At 65.6% G+C, this 18428-nt stretch carries 20 protein-coding genes; 10 read left to right on the top strand and 10 right to left on the bottom strand.

Going from position 1 to position 18428, the window contains the following annotated elements; translation table 11 throughout:
- The first annotated feature begins 11 nt into the window (after positions 1-11).
- From VHK65_07340 to VHK65_07330, 3 genes are read left to right on the top strand one after another with little or no spacing between them, the layout of a single operon-like run.
- The gene (locus tag VHK65_07340; GenBank protein HVS05965.1) at positions 12-908 is read left to right on the top strand and encodes a radical SAM protein; all 897 of its coding nucleotides are present in this window, start codon (positions 12-14) and stop codon (positions 906-908) included.
- 46 nt (positions 909-954) lie between these two features.
- The gene (locus VHK65_07335; GenBank protein HVS05964.1) at positions 955-1302 is read left to right on the top strand and encodes a hypothetical protein; all 348 of its coding nucleotides are present in this window, start codon (positions 955-957) and stop codon (positions 1300-1302) included.
- 9 nt (positions 1303-1311) lie between these two features.
- Complete coding sequence (locus VHK65_07330) at positions 1312-2295, top strand: MBL fold metallo-hydrolase (protein ID HVS05963.1); 984 nt, start codon at positions 1312-1314, stop codon at positions 2293-2295.
- Positions 2296-2515: 220 nt separating this feature from the next.
- Here VHK65_07330 and VHK65_07325 read toward each other — a convergent pair whose 3' ends face one another.
- Positions 2516-2893: a hypothetical protein gene (locus VHK65_07325; GenBank protein ID HVS05962.1), complete on the bottom strand. Its 378-nt coding sequence runs from the start codon at positions 2891-2893 to the stop codon at positions 2516-2518.
- A gap of 61 nt (positions 2894-2954) precedes the next feature.
- Between VHK65_07325 and VHK65_07320 the strand changes: the two genes are divergently transcribed.
- Positions 2955-3719 carry a PIG-L family deacetylase gene (locus VHK65_07320; protein ID HVS05961.1) on the top strand — a complete coding sequence of 255 codons (765 nt, stop codon included), beginning with the start codon at positions 2955-2957 and terminating at the stop codon, positions 3717-3719.
- Positions 3720-4160: 441 nt separating this feature from the next.
- Here the strand turns inward: VHK65_07320 and VHK65_07315 are convergent, their stop codons facing one another.
- The gene (locus tag VHK65_07315) at positions 4161-5438 is read right to left on the bottom strand and encodes an MFS transporter (protein ID HVS05960.1); all 1278 of its coding nucleotides are present in this window, start codon (positions 5436-5438) and stop codon (positions 4161-4163) included.
- Positions 5439-5457: 19 nt separating this feature from the next.
- Here VHK65_07315 and VHK65_07310 point away from each other — a divergent pair, with 19 nt between their 5' ends.
- A complete protein-coding gene (locus VHK65_07310; protein HVS05959.1) occupies positions 5458-5739 on the top strand; it encodes a cupin domain-containing protein in 282 nt (93 codons plus the stop codon).
- Here VHK65_07310 and VHK65_07305 read toward each other — a convergent pair.
- Genes VHK65_07305 through VHK65_07295 form a run of 3 tightly spaced genes read right to left on the bottom strand, consistent with a single transcriptional unit; the run spans position 5736 to position 7842 of the window.
- A complete protein-coding gene (locus tag VHK65_07305; GenBank protein ID HVS05958.1) occupies positions 5736-6497 on the bottom strand; it encodes a hypothetical protein in 762 nt (253 codons plus the stop codon). The two genes, VHK65_07310 and VHK65_07305, sit on opposite strands and share 4 nt — an antisense overlap.
- A gap of 50 nt (positions 6498-6547) precedes the next feature.
- On the bottom strand, positions 6548-7399 hold the full coding sequence (locus VHK65_07300) for an amidohydrolase family protein (GenBank protein ID HVS05957.1): 852 nt from the start codon (positions 7397-7399) through the stop codon (positions 6548-6550).
- Positions 7399-7842, bottom strand: a complete 444-nt coding sequence (locus tag VHK65_07295; protein HVS05956.1) for an MOSC domain-containing protein — start codon at positions 7840-7842, stop codon at positions 7399-7401. The genes VHK65_07300 and VHK65_07295 overlap by 1 nt, the downstream gene beginning before the upstream one ends.
- Before the next feature lie 76 nt (positions 7843-7918).
- Here VHK65_07295 and VHK65_07290 point away from each other — a divergent pair, with 76 nt between their 5' ends.
- The 3 genes from VHK65_07290 (at position 7919) to VHK65_07280 (ending at position 13640) form a co-directional block, all read left to right on the top strand.
- Positions 7919-9340, top strand: a complete 1422-nt coding sequence (locus tag VHK65_07290; protein HVS05955.1) for a class II fumarate hydratase — start codon at positions 7919-7921, stop codon at positions 9338-9340.
- A 19-nt stretch (positions 9341-9359) separates the two neighbouring features.
- Positions 9360-10463, top strand: coding sequence for a winged helix DNA-binding domain-containing protein (locus VHK65_07285; GenBank protein HVS05954.1), 1104 nt, complete (start codon positions 9360-9362; stop codon positions 10461-10463).
- Positions 10464-10553: 90 nt separating this feature from the next.
- On the top strand, positions 10554-13640 hold the full coding sequence (locus VHK65_07280; protein HVS05953.1) for an efflux RND transporter permease subunit: 3087 nt from the start codon (positions 10554-10556) through the stop codon (positions 13638-13640).
- Here the strand turns inward: VHK65_07280 and VHK65_07275 are convergent.
- The 3 genes from VHK65_07275 to VHK65_07265 form a co-directional block, all read right to left on the bottom strand.
- On the bottom strand, positions 13637-14299 hold the full coding sequence (locus tag VHK65_07275; protein HVS05952.1) for a response regulator transcription factor: 663 nt from the start codon (positions 14297-14299) through the stop codon (positions 13637-13639). The two genes, VHK65_07280 and VHK65_07275, sit on opposite strands and share 4 nt — an antisense overlap.
- A complete protein-coding gene (locus VHK65_07270; GenBank protein HVS05951.1) occupies positions 14289-15299 on the bottom strand; it encodes a HAMP domain-containing sensor histidine kinase in 1011 nt (336 codons plus the stop codon). Before VHK65_07270 ends, VHK65_07275 begins: the two co-directional genes overlap by 11 nt.
- Positions 15300-15527: 228 nt before the next feature.
- Positions 15528-15911, bottom strand: coding sequence for a hypothetical protein (locus VHK65_07265; GenBank protein HVS05950.1), 384 nt, complete (start codon positions 15909-15911; stop codon positions 15528-15530).
- 166 nt (positions 15912-16077) lie between these two features.
- On the opposite strand from VHK65_07265, the gene VHK65_07260 reads away from it, so the two are divergent.
- The gene (locus tag VHK65_07260) at positions 16078-16569 is read left to right on the top strand and encodes a DUF3090 family protein (protein ID HVS05949.1); all 492 of its coding nucleotides are present in this window, start codon (positions 16078-16080) and stop codon (positions 16567-16569) included.
- 2 nt (positions 16570-16571) lie between these two features.
- Positions 16572-17312 (top strand): SCO1664 family protein, encoded by a 741-nt coding sequence (locus tag VHK65_07255; GenBank protein ID HVS05948.1) that lies wholly within the window; start codon positions 16572-16574, stop codon positions 17310-17312.
- Between the two features lie 4 nt (positions 17313-17316).
- On the opposite strand, the gene VHK65_07250 is transcribed toward VHK65_07255, so the two are convergent.
- Together VHK65_07250 and VHK65_07245 are read right to left on the bottom strand one after the other, a co-directional pair.
- Complete coding sequence (locus tag VHK65_07250) at positions 17317-17568, bottom strand: hypothetical protein (GenBank protein ID HVS05947.1); 252 nt, start codon at positions 17566-17568, stop codon at positions 17317-17319.
- A gap of 138 nt (positions 17569-17706) precedes the next feature.
- Entirely contained in the window at positions 17707-18423 is a 717-nt protein-coding gene (locus tag VHK65_07245; protein HVS05946.1) for a cytochrome c oxidase assembly protein, read from the bottom strand.
- Positions 18424-18428 lie beyond the last annotated feature (5 nt).

Genomic DNA, 18428 nt, shown 5'->3' with positions numbered 1-18428 from the left:
TGAGTACCCCAATGCCACGAACCGAGTACTTCGAGATCACGTCGAAGTCGGCAATCAACCGGGTGCAGCACATGGGCTTCAACTGGTCGCTGAACCCGTACCAGGGTTGCTTTCACAGTTGCGTCTACTGCTTTGCCCGGGCGCATGCGAAGCTGGCGGACCGCGACCCAGGGGCGGGGTTCAGCGCGAGGGTGGGCGTCAAGGTCAACCTGCCCGAGTTGCTCCGCCGCGAGCTGTCCGGGCGCAGCTGGAAGCGCGAAACGGTAGCCTTCGGAACGGCGACCGACCCCTACCAGCCGATCGAAGGCTCCTACCGCCTGACGCGCCGGTGCCTCGAGGCCTTCCGCGATTTCAAGACGCCAGTCGGTCTGATCACCAAGGGAACGATGGTGTTCCGAGACATCGACCTCCTGGTCGACCTCTCCCGGCAGGCGAAGACGACCGTCTGCTTCAGCGTTCCCACGGTCGATGAGGCCGTCTGGGCGAAGACCGAGCCGGGGACGCCTCCTCCGCACAAGCGACTCAAGGTCCTCAAGGCACTGGTCGACGCCGGCATCGAGGCCGGAGTCGGCATGGCCCCGGTGCTGCCGGGGCTTTCCGATTCGCTCGCCCAGCTGGAAGCGACGGTCGCGGCGGCGGCGGAAGCGGGCGCCTGCTTCGTCTGGGCGAACATCGTCTATCTGAAGCCGGGGACGAAGGAGCACTTCATGGAGTTCCTGGCGAGGGAGTATCCCTATCTGCTTGCCCGTTACCGCGATCTCTTCCCCGGAGCGTATGCGCCGGCCGCCGTCAAGGCGCCCGTGATCGGGGCGGTCAGCGCCCTCAAACGCCGCTACGCCGTGGGTGATCGGCGGGCGTGGCGGGCCGAGCCGCCGCCGGAGCCGCTCCAACTCGGATTAGCCGTCTAGTGGTCGTATTTGACTTCGGCGAGCGCATGTTCTACCGTAGCCGCGAGTGCTCCGCTGGCTGACCCGGCTGTTCGGGCAACACAACGAGGCTGAGACCGCCCCGGCAGTAGCACCACCACTAGAGACGCCACCGGCAGCGGTGGCCGAGCCGACACCGAGCGAAGCGGTGGCCGTGAGCCAAGAGGTGGCGGTGGCTGAGCCGGTCGAGGCCGAGTCGGCCGAAGTGCTTACCCTGGTCGAGCTTCCCGAGACCACTGCTGACGCGGAAGCCAAAGAGACCTGCCCGAACTGTGGCCGGACCAGCGTCTTCGCGGGACCGCCGGGCCAGCGGTTCTGCACCTACTGCGCGCTTCGCGACGAACTCTTCGAACGCAGCGCCGCCGCCACCGAGTAGCGACCCGCCTTGATTTCGCACCCCATCCTGTGGGAGAGCGGCGTCTACCTCCCCGAGCAACATCTCTGGCTCGACCCGAGGCAGCCGCGACCGCGAGCGATCATCAGCCACGCCCACAGTGACCACGTCGCCGACCACCCCCTCGCCTACGCCACACCCGCAACCCGCCGGCTCGTCACCCACCGACGGCGGCGGCCCCTCCGCGGCAGCGTCGAGGCGATCCCCTATGGCGAGTCCGTCGCGCTCGACCACTGCGCCGTCACGTTCTACCCAGCCGGGCACGTCCTCGGCTCCGCGCAGACGCTGGTGGATACCGACTTCGGCCGCATCCTCTATACCGGCGACCTCAAGACGCGGAGCGGCTTCACCAGCACGGCGGCGAAGCCTGTTCCGGCCGACGTGCTGGTCCTGGAAAGCACCTTTGGCAAGCCCCACTACCGCTTCCCCGACGCAGGCGAGGTGATAGCGGCGATGGTTTCATGGTGTAAGACGGTCCTCGACGGCGGGGCGACACCCGTACTGCTTGGTTACTCCCTGGGGAAAGGACAGGAAATCCTATCCGCGCTCGCCGCTGCCGACCTGGCGATCGCTCTTCACCCGTCGTCATTCAGCGTGACGGAAGTGTATCGAGAGCTCGGTTGTGACTTCCCGCCATATCAACAGCTGGGCGAGCCCGGACCTCGACCCGCAGTGGTGATCATGCCGCCATCCGCCCGCCGCGCTACCCTTGCCGACCAGCTTGGTGAATTCAAAACGGCGGCGCTGACCGGCTGGGCCATGGACCGAAGCCTCAAGGATCGCCTCGATGTCGACGCCGTCTTCCCGCTCTCCGACCACGCGGACTTCGAAGAACTGTGTTGTTACGCGGAGCAGGTCGGAGCGAGCATGACGTACACCGTGCTGGGTTTCGACGAAGAGCTCGCGATGCACCTGCGACGGCGCGGGTTGCGCGCGAAACCTCTGGCCGCCGTCGACCAACTGCGCCTCTTTTAGCGTGGCTGCATTTCGAATCTGCAAGATCGTTTTGGACTAAGCGTTATCTCCGGTATGCGCACAACGCGGTGCGCGGTTCGCCGCTCACGCGATAAGGAGGTGACGCATGGCGACCAGGAAGAAGGCCACGAAGAAGGCCAAGAAGGCGACCCGTAAGAGCCGCTAACAAGCGGTAACGAGAGGGGTCCGAAAGGGCCCCTCTCTCGTTTTCTCCCGACTGTCAGACATGCCCGGTCATGTAGGCACGGATCGCCAAGCCGAACATGAAGAGCGCGGCGAGGCCATAGACGAGCCCCTCGCGACGGCTCTCCCGCCCCGAGAGATAACTCGCTCCGACCGGGAACACGATCACCAGCAACGGGCCGTAGAGCCAGTGAAGTTGGTCACTGGGACGGGACCCCCCGGCGAACATCCCGATCCCGACCAGTCCCTGGACGATGAAGAGAAGCTCGGTCAGCACCAGGGTCGCCCGGAAGCTGCCAGGGGGCGTCTGCTTGCGGAAAAACGTGAAGAGGCCCCACACGGCGATGAAGGCGGTGATCAGGAGCCCGGCGCGAAACAAGCCGTTGTGAAGGATCAGCAGGGCGCTGTGCGACATCCGCTCATTATCGGTTGGGCAATTCGGGTCAGCGGCCGCCGCCACCCTACACTGGCTCGGAATGAGCCGCGACGGCCAGCGCTTGATGATCGTGATGCCGCACCCGGACGACGAGTGTTTCGGGTGCGCGTCGACGATCGCACGCTACAGCGCCGAGGGGGCAACTGTGAGCCTCGTCACCATGACACGCGGCGGGGCTGGGCTCTGGAGTGGCCGGGCGGCGGGCGACCTCCGCCGGCTGACGGACGTCCGGGAGCTCGAGCTCCGCGACGCCGCGGGCGAACTGGGCGTCGCATTCCTGGAAACCTTCGACTACCCGGATGGAGCCCTGGAAAAAGTTGAGGAGGTCGAGGCGGTCCGGGAGCGCTTGCTGGGCGACATCGTGGGTTGCCTGCGCAGCCACCGGCCGCAGGTTGTCGTCACCTTCGGGCCTGAGGGCACCTATGGTCATCCCGACCACAAGGTCGTCAGCCGCATGACGGTGCAGGCGTGCACGCTGAGCGGCGATCCTTCGGCCTACGAGCTCGAGGCGCTCGCGCTCGGCCTCTCATCCTGGTCACCGAGCAAGCTCTACTTCCAGACCGCCACCACGATGACCGTCGAATCGCTCCAGCTCCCGCCGCAGCCCCCCATAACGACTCGTATCTCGATCCGGGGGTTTGAAGAGGCGAAACTACGCGCCTTCGCTCATCACCGGACGCAGACGCAGGAGTGGGCGCCGCTACAGAAGTTCATCGAAGGTCAGGGCGACATGGAGGTCTTCTCACTTGTTGGCGCTGCGCCAGGTCTAACTGAGAACGACCTCTTCGATGGGGTCGAGGCCTGAGTTCGCGGCTGAGTTCACGAACCGTTCGTAGTTATTCGGCCCCCCGGTGCGATAACTAGTGGAGCGGATCCACGTCTTATATACGAATGTTCCGGAAAGTATTCGATGTGCATATGACCGGTGGGATCGTATAGTTCGCCGGCGAACGCCTCGATGTTCTGCGCTAACAAGTCGCGCGAGCGCTGATCTCCAGCGAAAACCACGCTACCGCCTCTCGTGGTTACCAACAAGAAATTGTCATCCGGCTCTATCGACACGAGTGCCAGCCAGGTGCCGTGTGGCGAGTCGGACGGCGGGCTATCTAGCGCAGCTGTAACTGCTGACTTCGGTCTGATCAATCCGGCTAGCTGCCTAAGCGCGGCCCTGGAGCCCTCAACCAGGACCGTCCTGCTCGGCATGAGTAGCGCGCGGGCGCCAAGCTTCGATGGCATCAACCCACCCCTATGGCTCGGCTCCGACACTGCTCGCTGCCCACTGGGTTTCCATCGCGCGACCGTCTAGGTCTTCATGTCGGAGGCCCATCGCGGCAAAGACAGCCGCGATTACCAGCAGTGGCGGCAGCAGGATGAGCAGCGCCAGCTGCAGGCTGTTAAGCGCGTCGGACAGCTTGCCAATGGCGAAAGGTGCGTAGGAATCTCCAAGAAGATGTTCGATCAGAAGCGAGATCGTCACGGCGCTTGCTCGCACGGTCGGTAGCACGACGTTCTGTTTGATCGCGGTGTACGGGCCGTTATAGAGGTAGAGGCACGCTGCACCCAGGAGGAACATCGGGATGAACAGCGCCAGGTTCGGCATCAGCAGCGCCAGGGCGACGAACACGGCGCCGGCAAGGAAGCCCGCGATCCCGACTGGCAGGTTGCTGGCCGATTGTCGCGCCTTCGTCAGCCGGTCGGCGATCACCCCACCGAGAAGCGAACCGGCGAGCAGGCCGAGCACGAGGACGCCACCCGCCAGCGTCCCGGCGCTTGCGGTTCCCAGGCCGAAGCGTCGGCTCAGATAGGTCGGGAGCCAGAACGCGGCACCCCCCAGTACGAAGAAGAGCGCGGTCTCGGCCGCGATGGTGGAGCGTAACGTCGGGATCTGCAGGAGCCGGACGAATGTGGTGAGGGTGATCGGCGGTGGCTTCTGGGTCTGCGGGCCCCGCGGCTCGGCAGCGCCCCGCATCGGCTCGCGGAGCCCGAAGGCCAGGACGGCGAAGACCAGGCCCGGAACGGCGGTCATGTAAAACGCGGCTCGCCAACCGAGCGTGCTGGCGACGATCCCGCCGCCGGCAAAACCGACGGCGATGCCAACCGCGGTTCCCGCCGCCCAGACGGACATGGCGCGTGCTCGTCCGTCTTTCTTGAAGTAGTCCCCGAGCAACGCGGTGCCTGCCGGGTAGTAGCTCGCTTCCCCGATTCCCAACACCGCGCGAGCCACAAACAGCTGAAGATAGCTGCGGGCCAGGCCGGTGAAGAGCGTGGCCAGGCTCCAGATCGTGACGCCGATGCCGACCACCGTCTTACGCACGCCCCGGTCGGCCCAGATACCAAAGGGAATCGTGGCGACCGCGTAGACGAGGAGGAAGGCGCTGCCCAGCAGGCCAACCTGACTATCGGTGAGGTGGAACTCGGCCTGGATCCTGGTTGCGACCGCCGGCAGGATATAGCGGTCGAGGTAATTGAGGAAATTGATGCCGACCATGACGCCGAGCACGTATCGCGCGTAGCCGCGTGGCATCCACGTGCATTATGCAGTGATGGGCGACAGCGTGGAACAGAAGCTCAGGGCGGAGGCGGACCACTGTTACCGGTGGAGCAACGGGCCGGGGGCCCAGTATGCCGTTCACAATCATCCCTACCGAAAGATCCTCTACGTTGAAAATGGCTCTATCACCTTCACGCCCGCGGGGAAGCCGGCGATTGTCATGAAGCCCGGAGACCGCCTGGACTTGCCGGCCGGGACGCCACATGGCGCGGTGGTCGGCGAGGAGGGCGTTAGCTGCTGGGAGGGTCAGGCGAAAGCAACGTTGCCGCGCTAGGCGGCAACGGCCGGCGGAACGTTGCTGATATCGTCGAGCAGCCAGCGGGTCGGTTGCGGCAGGGTCGGTGCGGCAGTCGAGAACGTCGCGCCGCAGAAGCGACAGGTCCCCGCGTGGTCTTCGGCGGTCGGCGCGCCACATTTGGGACATACGACCGGCGTTCCATCGGGCACCGCCGACGTGTCCCGCTGGAAACTCCAGTATTCGCTGCGGACGGCTATGCTGCCACGATCGATCCGGAGGAGGAGATGGTCTGCCGTGGCCACCCCGGCCTTTTTCGCGAGTTCCATGTGGGAGATGGCTCCAAGGACGCCACCCTGCCCTGCCTGGGAGGGAAATCGAGCGGCGAACTGGTCAGTCAAGAACGGCCGGACCGGCGCCGCGTTGCCCTGGCGCCGCGCCGCCTCAACGGCCATGACGATCGGTGCCAGTTGAAGCTCGAGTGGATGCTGCGCCGCAGCCATCGCCACCATTTGCCCCAGTTTTTGCCCCAGCTGCTGGCCAAGGGCCTGCTGGAGCGTCGCGCCGAACGCCTGCGCCATTGGAGACGCGGGGTCCACGGCGATCAGCCGCTCGGATGACACGGTGAAGCTCGTTCCCGGCGGCCCGAACCCGGGCGAACCGGTTGGAGCCGAATTCCTGAACGATTTGACGATCGCGGCGATGACCAGAGCGATCGGCCCCAACGTGGTGGCGATGGAGACGGCAAAAACCAGCAGGATGACGACGATGAAGATCAGGACCCCAAATAATCCCATGGGGTCGGAGGCGAGCGGAAGAGCGTCCACCGTACCAGTACAACGGGGTTTTAGCGGAGTTCCAGCTTTAGCAGGCGCGCGGCATTCTCGCGCAGGATCTTCACCTTGGCCTCGGGCTTGAGTGAGAGGGCGTCCAGCTCTTCGAGGACGCGCGCCGGCTTGATGAAGGGGTAATCGCTGCCGAACAGGGTCCGATCCTGCAAGCGGCCTCCGATCTCGCGCACCAACTCATCGGGGTAGTAGCGCGGCGACCAGCCGGAGAGCTCGATGTAGACGTTGGTCTTGTGCAGCGCCATGGCGATCAGCTCCAGGTGCCAGGGCCAGCCGAAATGGGCGGCGATGATGGGAAGCTCCGGGAATCGGGCCGCCACCGTGTCCAGGTGGATCGGCCTGGCCGGGTCGAGCTTGATGCCCTGGCCGCCCGGCTGGCCCGCGCCGATGCCGCTGGTGCCGGTGTGAAAGAGGCACGGAATCTTCAGCTCGGAAGCCTTCTCCCAGAGCTTGAAGTGCCGCTCGTCGCTCGGATAGAAGTCCTGCATCGAGGGATGGAACTTGGCACCCTTCGCCCCCAGCTCTTTGACGGCGCGTACCAGCTCCTCGACGGCGTTTGGCTTCCAGGGATCGACCGAGGCGAAGAAGGCGAATCGTTTGGGATGGCGTTTGACGATCCCGCTGACGAGGTCGTTGGAAAGCGGCGGCCGGTGGGTGGCCGTCTCTGCATCCCAGGCGAGCAGGATACCGAAGACTTCCTCCTGGGCATACTCGACAGCGAGCTCATCGACGCTACGCTCGTGGACCTCGCTCCGGAAGTAGCGTGCCGCCGCCTCACGGTAGGGGCCCATGCTGCCATCGAGCCACTCCTTCAGCGGCAGATGAACGTGCAGGTCGACCGCGCGGATCACTAGGAAGCGATCGGCTGTGCTTCTTCGACTGTGATTGGATCGCCGACGTGGATCGACCCGCCCCGGACCACGCGCGAAACCATGCCCCGCCGGCCTACGAGCTCCTGGCGTAAGCCGTCGCGAATCTCGTCCATTCGGAAACAGGGCTCGCAAATTTTTGTGATCTCCAGCACCGCGCTCGCCCCGAGGTGCAGCCGGCTGCCCGGCGGAAGCTCCATGACATTGAGCCCTTCGACGGTCAGGTTCTCTTTGATCGTGCCCGGTTGAACGTTGACCGCGTCCAGCGCCTCCTTATCCGCGAGGAGCACCTGGCGGTCGGGAGCGCCGCCCGCGTGCTTGTCGCCCTCGAGCCCCTGGCCCTCGATCACGTTCGCAGTGGCCACCGGCTTCATCGGTTCCCGGTGACCAGGACAGAGCTGGATCGAGACGATGCGGGGCTGCACGGCCTACAGATTACGCGATTGCTCAGGCTCCGATGAGGCGAAGGATCGCGGGCAAACGGTTGCTAGGATGACGTCGATGGCTGAGGAGGGAACTCGAATCGAACGCGACTCTATGGGCGAGGTGAAGGTCCCCTCCGGTGCCTATTACGGGGCGAGCACGGAGCGCGCCCAGCAGAACTTCCCGATCAGCAACCTGCGGCTCCCGCGCCGCTTCATCCGCGCGCTGGCTCAGATCAAGGGCGCGGCCGCGCTTGTCAACGCCGAGCTGGGGTTGCTCGAGACTCGTATCGCCAACCCGATCCAACGGGCTGCCGAGGAAGTCGAGGAAGGCAAGTTCGACAAGGACTTCGTCGTGGACGTCTTCCAGACCGGCTCCGGAACGTCGACGAACACCAACGCCAACGAAGTGATCGCCAACCGGGCGAACGAGATCCTCGGTCAACCGCTCGGCTCGCGTCAGCCGGTCCACCCCAACGACCATGTCAACAAGTGCCAGTCGAGTAACGACGTCATCCCCTCGGCGATGCACCTGGCGGCGCTGGTCGCGATCCACGAAGAGCTCGTGCCGGCGCTCACCTACCTGAAGGATGCGCTCGACCAGAAGGCCAAGGCGTTCACTCCGGTGATCAAAACCGGACGGACGCATCTTCAGGACGCGACTCCCATTCGCCTCGGCCAGGAGTTTCGTGGCTATACCGGCCAGGTCGAGCGATCGGTCAAACGGGTCAGCCTCGCCGCGGAGGAGCTGGCCGAGATGCCGCTCGGCGGCACCGCGGTTGGCACCGGCATCAATGCCCACCCCGAGTTCGCGCAGCGAGTCCTGTCGCATCTGACCCGGCGTACCGGCTTCTTGGTGCGAGAGACCGACAACCATTTCCAGGCGCAGGCCACGTTGGACGCGGTGTTGTCGACCGCGGGTGCCCTTCGCACCGTCGCCGTCAGCCTCTGGAAGATCGGCAACGATATTCGGTGGTTCGCCTCGGGCCCGCGCGCCGGACTGGGCGAGATCACCCTGCCGGAAGTGCAGCCAGGCAGCTCGATCATGCCGGGCAAGGTCAATCCAGTGATCATCGAGTCGATGACGATGGTGGTGGCAAAGGTCTTGGGCAACGATCAGACGATCGAGGTCGCGGCGCAGTCAGGAAGCATCTTCGAGCTCAACCTCATGATCCCGGTAGCGGCCTTCTCACTCCTCGAATCGATCGCCCTGCTCTCCGCCTCCGCCCAGAACCTGGCCCGGCAATGCATCGTAGGCATCAAGGCCACCGAGCGGGGTCCGCAGATGGTCGAGCAAGGGCTGATGCTCGCAACCGCGCTTGCGCCGGCGATCGGGTACGACGCCGCGGCGAAGATCGCCAAAGAGGCGCTTGCGACGGGCAAGACGATTCGCCAGGTGGCGCGCGAGCAAACGAAGCTGGGACCAGAGGAGCTGGACCGCCTGCTGGATCCCTCGCGCATGACGGAGCCCGGCCTCGAGGCAGGACCCGCCGGCGGCTAACGTCCTCTCCGACAGCCGCGTGCTGTGGCTGCGGGCTACGGCTCAGCGGCTAACTCATAGCGCAACCACAAGGGCGACGCCGGCCACGATCCTCCACGACGTGGTCGGCCTGCAGGCGCAGCACTGGAGCGCGACGACGCTCGGCATGCGGGCTCGAAGCGCGGGGCTCGATGCGGGCAAGGTGGTGCGCGCCCTCGACAGCGACCGCTCGATCGTCCGCACCTGGCTGATGCGCGGCACGTTGCACGTCGTCGCGGCGAAGGATGTTCGCTGGCTGCTTCACCTGCTGGGTCCGATCTTTGCCCGAGCCCGCCGCACCCGCCACGCGCAGCTGGGCCTCGACGACGACCTGAAAGGCAGGGGTATCGCGGCGATCCGAAAGATCCTGACGGGTTCCGGCCCGCTCACGCGATACGAACTGGCCGCTCACCTACGGAGCCGGCAGGTCTCGCTCGATCCGAAGACCCAGGCGCCGATCCATCTGATCGGGCTCGCCGCCCTTGAGGGCATCGTTTGCCTCGGCCCCGATCGCGACGACGGCGAGTCAACCTATGTGCTGCTCGACGATTGGGTCGCTCAGGACCGGTTGCCCTCCCGGGAGGCCGCCTTGTCCGAGCTAGCGCGCCGCTACGTCGCGGCCTGCGGGCCGGCGACGGTCGAGGACCTGAGCACCTGGTCGGGCCTACCCATCGACGACGCGCGATCCGCCGTCAATGGAGCCAGCGCAAGTCTTGTCGAGGTCACGCTGCAGGGACAGCCCGGCCTCCTGCTCAAAGAGCGTTTGAAGCTTGAGGAAAGGCCGCACAAGACCGACATCCGGCTGCTGCCGGCGTTCGACACTTACCTGCTCGCCTATCGGCGACGCGATCTCGCGGTGCCCCGACCCCTGCAGCGTCGCCTGCAGCGCGGTGGCGGATGGCTTCACCCCGCGGTCGTCGTCAACGGCCGGGCCGTGGCGGCCTGGAGCCTGCGCAAGTCCGGCCTTCGAGGCGGCCAGGTCACCGTCGAACCCTTCGGACCGATTGGTCCGACCGTCCGTGCCGGCATCGAGATGGAAGTCGACGATATCGGCCGGTTCCTCGACCTGCACCTGATGGTGAATTTCACGCAGCGCCAGGTTTGAGGAAAAATAGGTATACCGCTCCACAAGAAACGGCGGGGCGTGCTGATCTAGACTTGGTGGCTCGACCGTAGTCCCGAAGAGGAGGAGCGCTTGAGACGCATCATCGCCTGGTGCCTGGGCAACCGGCCGGTTGTCATCCTCTTCGCGGTCCTCTTCATGGGAGCCGGGATCTTCAGCATTTTCCGGCTCAACCAGGAGCTCCTCCCCTCGGTCGATTTCCCCAGCGTCTTCATCGTGACCAGCGACCCGGGTGCAAATCCGGCGGTGATCGACCGAGATATCAGTGTTCCGCTCTCCGGTGCGCTGAACGGGTTGCCGCAGGCGCAGCACGTCTTCGCATCGTCGAGCCAGGGTTTCTCCGAGGTCGTAGTGCAGTTCAACGTGGATTCGAACACCAAGGACGACCTCGATGCGGTCAATCAGCGGCTGAGCCAGGTGCAGCTCCCGGCCGGAGTGGGCAAGCCGCTGGTGCAAACGTTCTCCTTTAGCGCGGCTCCCAGCATCATCTACTCGCTGGCAGCGGCCGATGGCAACCTGAGCCGAGCGACGCACGAGGCACAAACAGTGATTGCGCCCGCCCTTCAGGGGGCGCAGGGCGCCGCACAGGTGAAGGTGGTGGGAGGCGAGCAGAACGCGATCGCCATCACGCTCGACCAGGTGAAGCTCGCCGCCAACGGACTCGCACCGTTCCAGGTGGCCCAGGCCTTGGAGGCCGCGCAGGTCGACGTGCCGGCGGGCGAGTCGCTGGGCGGCAGCCGCGTGCTGCCTGTCGAGGTTGTTAGTACGGTGCACACCGCGGCCGATCTTCGAGCGCTCCCCGTGGGCACGGCTGCGCCGAGCGCCAGATCCGCCTCCCCGTCGATCGTGACACTGGGAGCGGTCGCCTCCGTGCAGGAGGGGCCGGCGCCGGTGAATGGCATTACGCGGACGGATGGACTGCCCTCCCTCAGCATCCAGGTGATTCGCGACCCGAACGGGAATGCGATCAGTCTGTCGAACGACGTCCATTCGCGGGTGGCAGCCCTGCACCTCGACCCGAGCGACCGGCTGTCGCTGATCGAGGACACCGCGACCGGGATCCGCGCATCCCTCAACGATCTCCTGCTCGAGGGATTGCTGGGCGCGCTTTTCGCGATCCTCGCCATCTTCTTCTTCCTGCGCAGCATCCGGGCGACGCTTGTGACGGCTGTTTCACTGCCGACCAGCGTTCTGGTGGCGCTGCTCGGGACGGCTGTGGGCGGCTTCTCGCTCAATATCCTGACGCTGGCGGGCCTGACGATTGCCGTCGGACGGATCATCGACGATGCCATCGTCGTTCTCGAGAACAGCTATCGCCATCTGCAGAAGGGCGAGCCGCCTCGATTGGCGGCGTTGAACGGCGCGAGCGAGGTCTCCAAGGCGGTCATCTCGAGCACGCTGACCACCGTCGCCGTCTTCCTTCCCATCGCCCTCGTCGGCGGAATCATCAGCAAATTCTTCTTGCCCTTCTCGATTACGGTCACGATCTCTCTGCTGGCCTCCCTGCTCGTCGCTCTGACGCTGATCCCGGTGCTGGTGAGCTTCTTGCTGCAGCGGCGGGCGGCGCTCGCGCCAGGCCGGCGGGACTGGTCCCACCGGGTCTACGAGCCACTGCTGGGGTGGGCGCTCTCCTCCCGGTTGACGAAGACCGTCGTGGTGGTCGCCGCGACCCTGCTCTTTGCACTGGCCGTTGGCGTGGTCGCCTCGCCGCTCGTGGCCAAGAACTTTTTCGACTTCGGCAGCACCGACCAGCTGCAGGGCACGGTTGCTCTGCCGCCTGGAACGACCAGCGAGCAGACTGTCGAACAGATGAAGTCGTTCGAGCAGGCGGCCATGGCCGACCCCGGTGTGAAGCTCGTGCAGGTCACCGTCGCCAGTAGCGACTACGGCGGCTATTCCGCCGGCTTCTCGACGAACCACGCGCGGCTGCTGCTGCTGACCAAGGATAAGCGCCAGTCGGGCGCAGTCGTCAACCGACTGCAGCAGACGCTCGACACGCTTTATGGGATTGGCAACGCGCAACTGGCGATCGCGTCGTTCGGCCCGAGCTCGAACCGCTTCGAGGCACGAGCGAGCGGGCAGGACGACCAGGCCCTCCGCCAGGCGTCCGACCTGATCCTGGCCAAGTTGCAGCAGGACTCCGAGGTGAGCAACATCCAGTCTGACCTGTCGGCGGTCAAGCCACAGCTCACCGTCGACGTCGATCCGGCGAAGGCGTCGGCCCACGGGCTCAGCCCGCGACTGGTCGCGCAGCTCGTCTCACAGGCTCTGTCGGCCGTGCCGCTAGGCAACCTCGGCGGGAACGGGCCGCCGGTGAGCCTCCGGATGGATCCCGCGGCGGTGACCATCGATCGTCTGGGCGGCCTGCCGGTCGGACCAGGAACGGCCCTTAAGGATGTCGCCACCATCACGAACCAGACGGCGCCGGACTCGATCAACCGGCGTGATGGGACGCGGCTGGTCGCGGTCAGCGCCGTCATCAACGGCACCGACACGAGCGGCATCTCGCAGCGGGCGACGGCATTGGTTCAGCTGGTGCCGCTTCCGGCCGGGGTCAAGCTCGACACCGGAGGGACGAGCGAAGAGATCAACCAGTCGTTCCAGTCGATGTTCGAGGCGATAGGCATCGCCGTCGCCATCGTCTTCATCATCCTGGTCATCTTCTTCAGGTCGGTCGTCACGCCGTTCGTGATTCTGGTGAGCATGCCGCTGGCCCTGATCGGGGGCATCGCGGCCCTCCTCGTCACGCGCAGCGCGCTCGGCTTACCCGCGCTGCTCGGGGTGCTGATGGTCTTCGGCATCGTTGTCAGCAACGCCATCCTCTTGATCGACTTCGCCGAGCGCGCCCGAGAAACACAGCCGACGCACGACGCCTTGCTGCTTGCGGGGGCCACCCGCCTGCGGCCGATCCTGATGACCGCGGTCGCCACGGTGGTCGCCTTGCTCCCGGTGGCCGTCGGCCTGAGCACCAGCGGCGGTGGTGGACTGATTTCTCAGTCGCTGGCCGTCGTGGTCGTTGGCGGCCTGATCACCTCCACCGTCTTCACCCTGGTCGTCGTGCCGGTGGTGTACAGCCTGATTGCTCGGCGCGGGCGCGTCGGAGCGATCGCCGCCATCCGTGACCTCGATGTCGAGCCGCCCAGCGGCCGAATCGCCTAGCTATCGGCCTCGATCAGGCCCTTTCGGATGGCGTACTTGACCAGCTCGGTGCGGTCGTGCATGTGCAGCTTTTTCATGATGTGATCGCGATGCGTCTGCACCGTTTTGATGCTGAGGAAGAGACCGTCCGCGATCTGCCGGTTCGTCTTGCCTTCCGCCACCAGCCGTAGCACTTCGCGCTCGCGATCGCTGAGCGGCTCGAAAGTCTCCCGGTCCGGCGCGCGCTGCAGATAATCGGAAACGAGCAGCCGTGCCACCGATGGATAGAGATACGGCTCCCCCTTGCTGGCCGCCTCGATGGCGGCGATCAGATCTGAGGCGGCAGCCTTTTTGAGCACGTAACCCACCGCACCTGCCTTGAGCGTCTGAAAAAAATATTCCTCGTTATCGTGCGCGGTCAGGATCAGTACCTGCGTCTGCGGGCAGAGGCGCCGAATGTCACGCGTCACCTCGATCCCCGACATGCCCGGCATGGCCACATCGACAACTGCCACGTCGGGGCAGTTGGCCCGCGCCAGCCGGATCGCCTCGCGCCCCTCGGTGGCCTCCGCGATCACCTGAATGTCACTCTGACCGTCGATCACGGCGCGGATCCCGGCGCGAACCAGGTTGTGGTCCTCGACGAGCATCACGCGGATCGGCCGGCGTTCAACCTGCATGGCGATTCTCCAGTGGTAGTTGGGCGACGACCTCCGTGCCCTTCTGCGGCGCCGAGTGGATTTCCAACGTGCCGCGCAGCAGCGTGGCGCGTTCCCGCATTCCGAAGATGCCCAGCCCCGCGCGACCGGGCTCTTCTCGCTCGGGGATGCTTTGCGGATCGAAACCGACGCCGTCGTCGCGGACGCGGAGCCGAATGTGGCCGTCGAAGGAACCCAGGTCGATGTTGACGTGCGACGCCTTCGCGTACTTGTTCGCGTTGGTCAGGGCTTCCTGCGCAATCCGGTAGAGCGCCGTCTCGATGGGCGGCGGCAGGCGGTCGCGCAGCCCATCGACATGAAGTGAAACCTCCGAGCCGGAGGGCTGCTTCGCCAGGGTGCGCAACGCCGGCACCAAGCCGAGATCGTCCAGCACCGACGGTCGCAGGTCCTGGGACATGCGGTGCACTTCCTCCAGCGTTTCCTCCAGGGTCCGCTTAACGGCTTCGAGCTGCTGGCGGGCCTTGGCGTCGCCGGTGCGTTCCAGCAACAGGTCGAGACTGATGATCTCGTGGGTCAAGGCCTGGCCGGTCTGGTCGTGCAGCTCGCGCGCAACCCGCTGCCGCTCTCGCTCCTGTGCTTGCAGGACGCGTTGCGCGCTGAGGTGGCGTTCGTGCTCGAGGCGATCGAGCATGGAGTTGAAGACGTTCGCGATCCGCCGCAGGTCGGGGTCGGAGAAGTTGGCGTGGACGCGCGGCTCCTCGAGCCCCGGCTGCACGGCACTCATGGTGGACTCCAACTCCCGAATCGGCTTGAACGCCAGTCGCAGGATCAGGAAATTGGCCACCAGGATCGCGGCGAGGCCGATCGCGAGCAGACCCAGCAGGAAGGGCAGCCGCGAGCGTCCCGAGAAATTCAGGGTGATCAGCGGACCACTCACGGCACCGGCGGCGATGATCACGCTGTTCGCCACCACGACCTTCTGGAAGGTGGTGAGGTTTCGGTGCCACCACCGTGGGTCCAACGAGGGTCTCACAGCTCATTTTAGGCACCGGCTCGAGGCCGTTTCCGGCCGGGATTTGCGATCAGTTGATGCCCTGGCGCATTCAGGTCTTCACCCGATGCCTGCTGGCGTTATGCCGCCCACGGATTGGGTACAGATATCGGTGCAACATCGCTCCCTCCCCCTCTTTAGCGGGCCGCTTCCCCAGCGGCCCGCATTTTCTTGCCAACTGGGCTCAGGGGCTACCTATCAAGTCCCGGGGATCGGAAGATCGCGGAAACCAACGGCGGTCAGTTCCCGGTTCCAATGAAGCATCCCCGGGATCGCTCGCCCGACCAATGTCGGCCACAGCTCAACGGTCTTGTCGGCGATCAATGACGGCAGATCGGCGAGGCGCGGACTCGCCGTCGAGATCGTTGGTTCCGTGGGCAGCCACACTTCGTAGCCGCCGGTCGACTGCCGAATCTCGAATACGAGGAATTCCCTCGGCCCGTCCGGCATCTTCAGAGCTTTCTTATCCTCGCCCCATGGATACCAGGCGTACTGGAATCCCATCGGCACCGGCGTTTCCGTGGGAGAGGACCGGTAGAGGTCGAGAACGGCGCGCTCGACGGCGCCCACGAGTGTATCCATGTCTGCATAGCCACGCGAGTCCGGCGGCAGGCTGCCTTCGCCGATGAATTCGGCCTCAAGCGTGCCGCCAGGCTGGTGCGCGACCAAGACCGTGACGAGATCTGGCAGGCGGATTCGCGATCGCCCGAACAACCTCAAGGGCACCCCACTGCGAGAATAAAACGTGATGGCGTCGGAAAGCTTTGACTACCAAGAGGTCGCGCGCGTGACGGCCGGGGCGGTCGGTGAGCCCGGCAAGCGCGAGTTCTACCTCCAGCTTCGCGCCGGTGCCCAACTGGTGAGCCTGGCGCTCGAGAAGGACCAGTTGCGCGCGCTCACCGAGCGGCTGCAGGAAGTCTTCTCGCGCGTGCCAGTGCCGCCCGCCGGCCGTCTGCCCGACATGGCGCTCGAGCAGCCGGTCACTCCCCGGTGGCGAGTCGGCTTTATGACGCTCACTTACAGCCAGGACGAGAAGGCGTTCGAAGTCTCGCTGGTCGAGCTGGTGGATGAAGGGGATGAGCCGGCCACCGGTCATTTCCAGGCGAGCCTCGCCCAGATGCAGGCCCTTGCCGCCCATGCCGCCGTCATCATCAGCGCCGGCCGCCCGCCCTGCCCCATGTGCGGTGGCCCCATCGACCACGACGGCGGCATTTGTCCGCGGCTCAACGGACATCATTGATCATGGCGCGCGCCGCGCGGTTGCCGGATGGCGAGGCGCAGCAGCGCTTGCTGCGCGAGGGCCAGATCAGGGCGCGGGCGCTGATGCCGGACTGCTCCAATTACACTTACCTGGCACACGTTCGGGGGGAGGCGGGCGCCGAAACGCTCGCGATCTACAAGCCGGCACCGGGCGAGACGCCGCTTGACGATTTCCCGGACGGAACGCTCGGGAAGCGCGAGGTAGCCGCCTACCTGGTCAGCGCCGCGCTCAACTGGCAGGTCGTACCCTTTACGGTCTATCGTGACGACGGTCCCCTCGGCCCCGGCTCCCTCCAACAGTTCATCGTCGCCGACCTGCGCGAGCATTATTTCTCACTCATGCCGGCGCGATCCAGCGATTTCCGCAGGCTCGCTGCCTTCGACGTGATCGTCAACAACGCGGATCGGAAAAGCGGCCACTGCCTGCTCGAAGGCGACGGCCACATCTGGGGCGTCGATAACGGCCTCACCTTTCATGCGCTCCCCAAGCTGCGGACCGTAATCTGGGAATTCGCGGGCGAAGAGGTGGCCGAAAACCTCCGTCATGATGCCCGCAAGCTCGCGGGTGAGCTAGCCGCCGGCGACGGCTGGGTTCGCACCCTCGAGCAACTGATCTCGCCCGCGGAGATGCGTGCGCTGACCCAGCGCGCGCGCCGCTTCGCCGAGGAGGGACGGTACCCCGAGCCCACCTCGCGCTGGGCCTACCCCTGGCCGCTGATCTGATGCCTTACTGAAAATAATGCAGCTGGCCGGTGGCGCCCAGGTAGGCACCGAGGGCCGCGTTGCCGGTGGAGAGCACCAGGCCGATGATGCAGAGGACGATCCCTGCGGTGGCCATGCCCTTCCGCGGCCCGTTGACGCTCTTGATGCCGAGCACCAAACCGGTGATGGTCGTCGGCAAGCCGATGATCGGCAGAAGCCAGGCCAGCAAGCCAAACAGTCCAAGGCACAGCGACCAGATCGCTTTCCCACTACCCACCGGCGTGGGAGCGGAAGCATAAGGATTTGGGACGGGGGCGGACGGCTGAATCATGGCGTCGCGTACAACGAGCGACTACCGGAACTACCGCTGAGGCCGTTGTAACGGTTGCGTGAGAATTAGATTGAGGACCGCGCGTTAGCGCCCGGCGGGAACCGGGCGGCGCGGACGGCCTGCCTCCGCCGGCAGTTCTTCCTCGAGCCGCCACAACCAGGCCGGTGCCGAGGGCGGAAGATCGCCGGCAGGCGATGGCCGGTCGTCGCGATCCGGTGGCTCGGGCTGTGGCGTGAGGATCCGCCAGAGGACGACGAAGGTCCCGGCGACCAGCGCAAACTTCGCGGTGCCAAACAACAGCAGGCCGGCTAGCTGCTGGTCATCGATCGAACGATAGGCCTGATAGAAGAGGTGGTGGGAGAGCGCCAGCGTGATGCCAGGGATCGTTGGCGGCACGCCGGCCACCATCAGATATCCGATTTTGGCCATCGGGCTCAGCCCGTCGCGCCGCACGACGGGCCACCAAAAAAGGAAGGCCCCCATCATGAAGCCCGCCTGCATCGCCTCGCGAAAGCCCGGATCTTTGCTGGCGAGGTCGACGACGGCGGGTAGCTGTGATCCGAAGAGCACCACGTTGAGGGCCACGATGCCGGCGACCGGGTGGATCCGGGACGCGGCCCGCCCCGCCAGAAGCGGGCTGACCCCGTAGGCGAGCAGCGGGATGACCACAGCCAGCACGAGCATTTCCTCGAGCATGTGGAGGCTGAGGCGCTCTTGGGGAAGCTGGCTGAGCGGTGCCAGGAGGGCGGCCAACGACAGCAGCGACCCGACGGCCAGGGCTGCGCGATGACGCCGCCGCATGACCC

This window comes from Candidatus Dormiibacterota bacterium, assembly GCA_035544955.1.
Lineage (GTDB): Bacteria > Chloroflexota > Dormibacteria > CF-121 > CF-121 > CF-13.
Note: the sequence above shows the minus strand (reverse complement) of the source record. Positions and strands in the feature narration are given on the sequence as shown.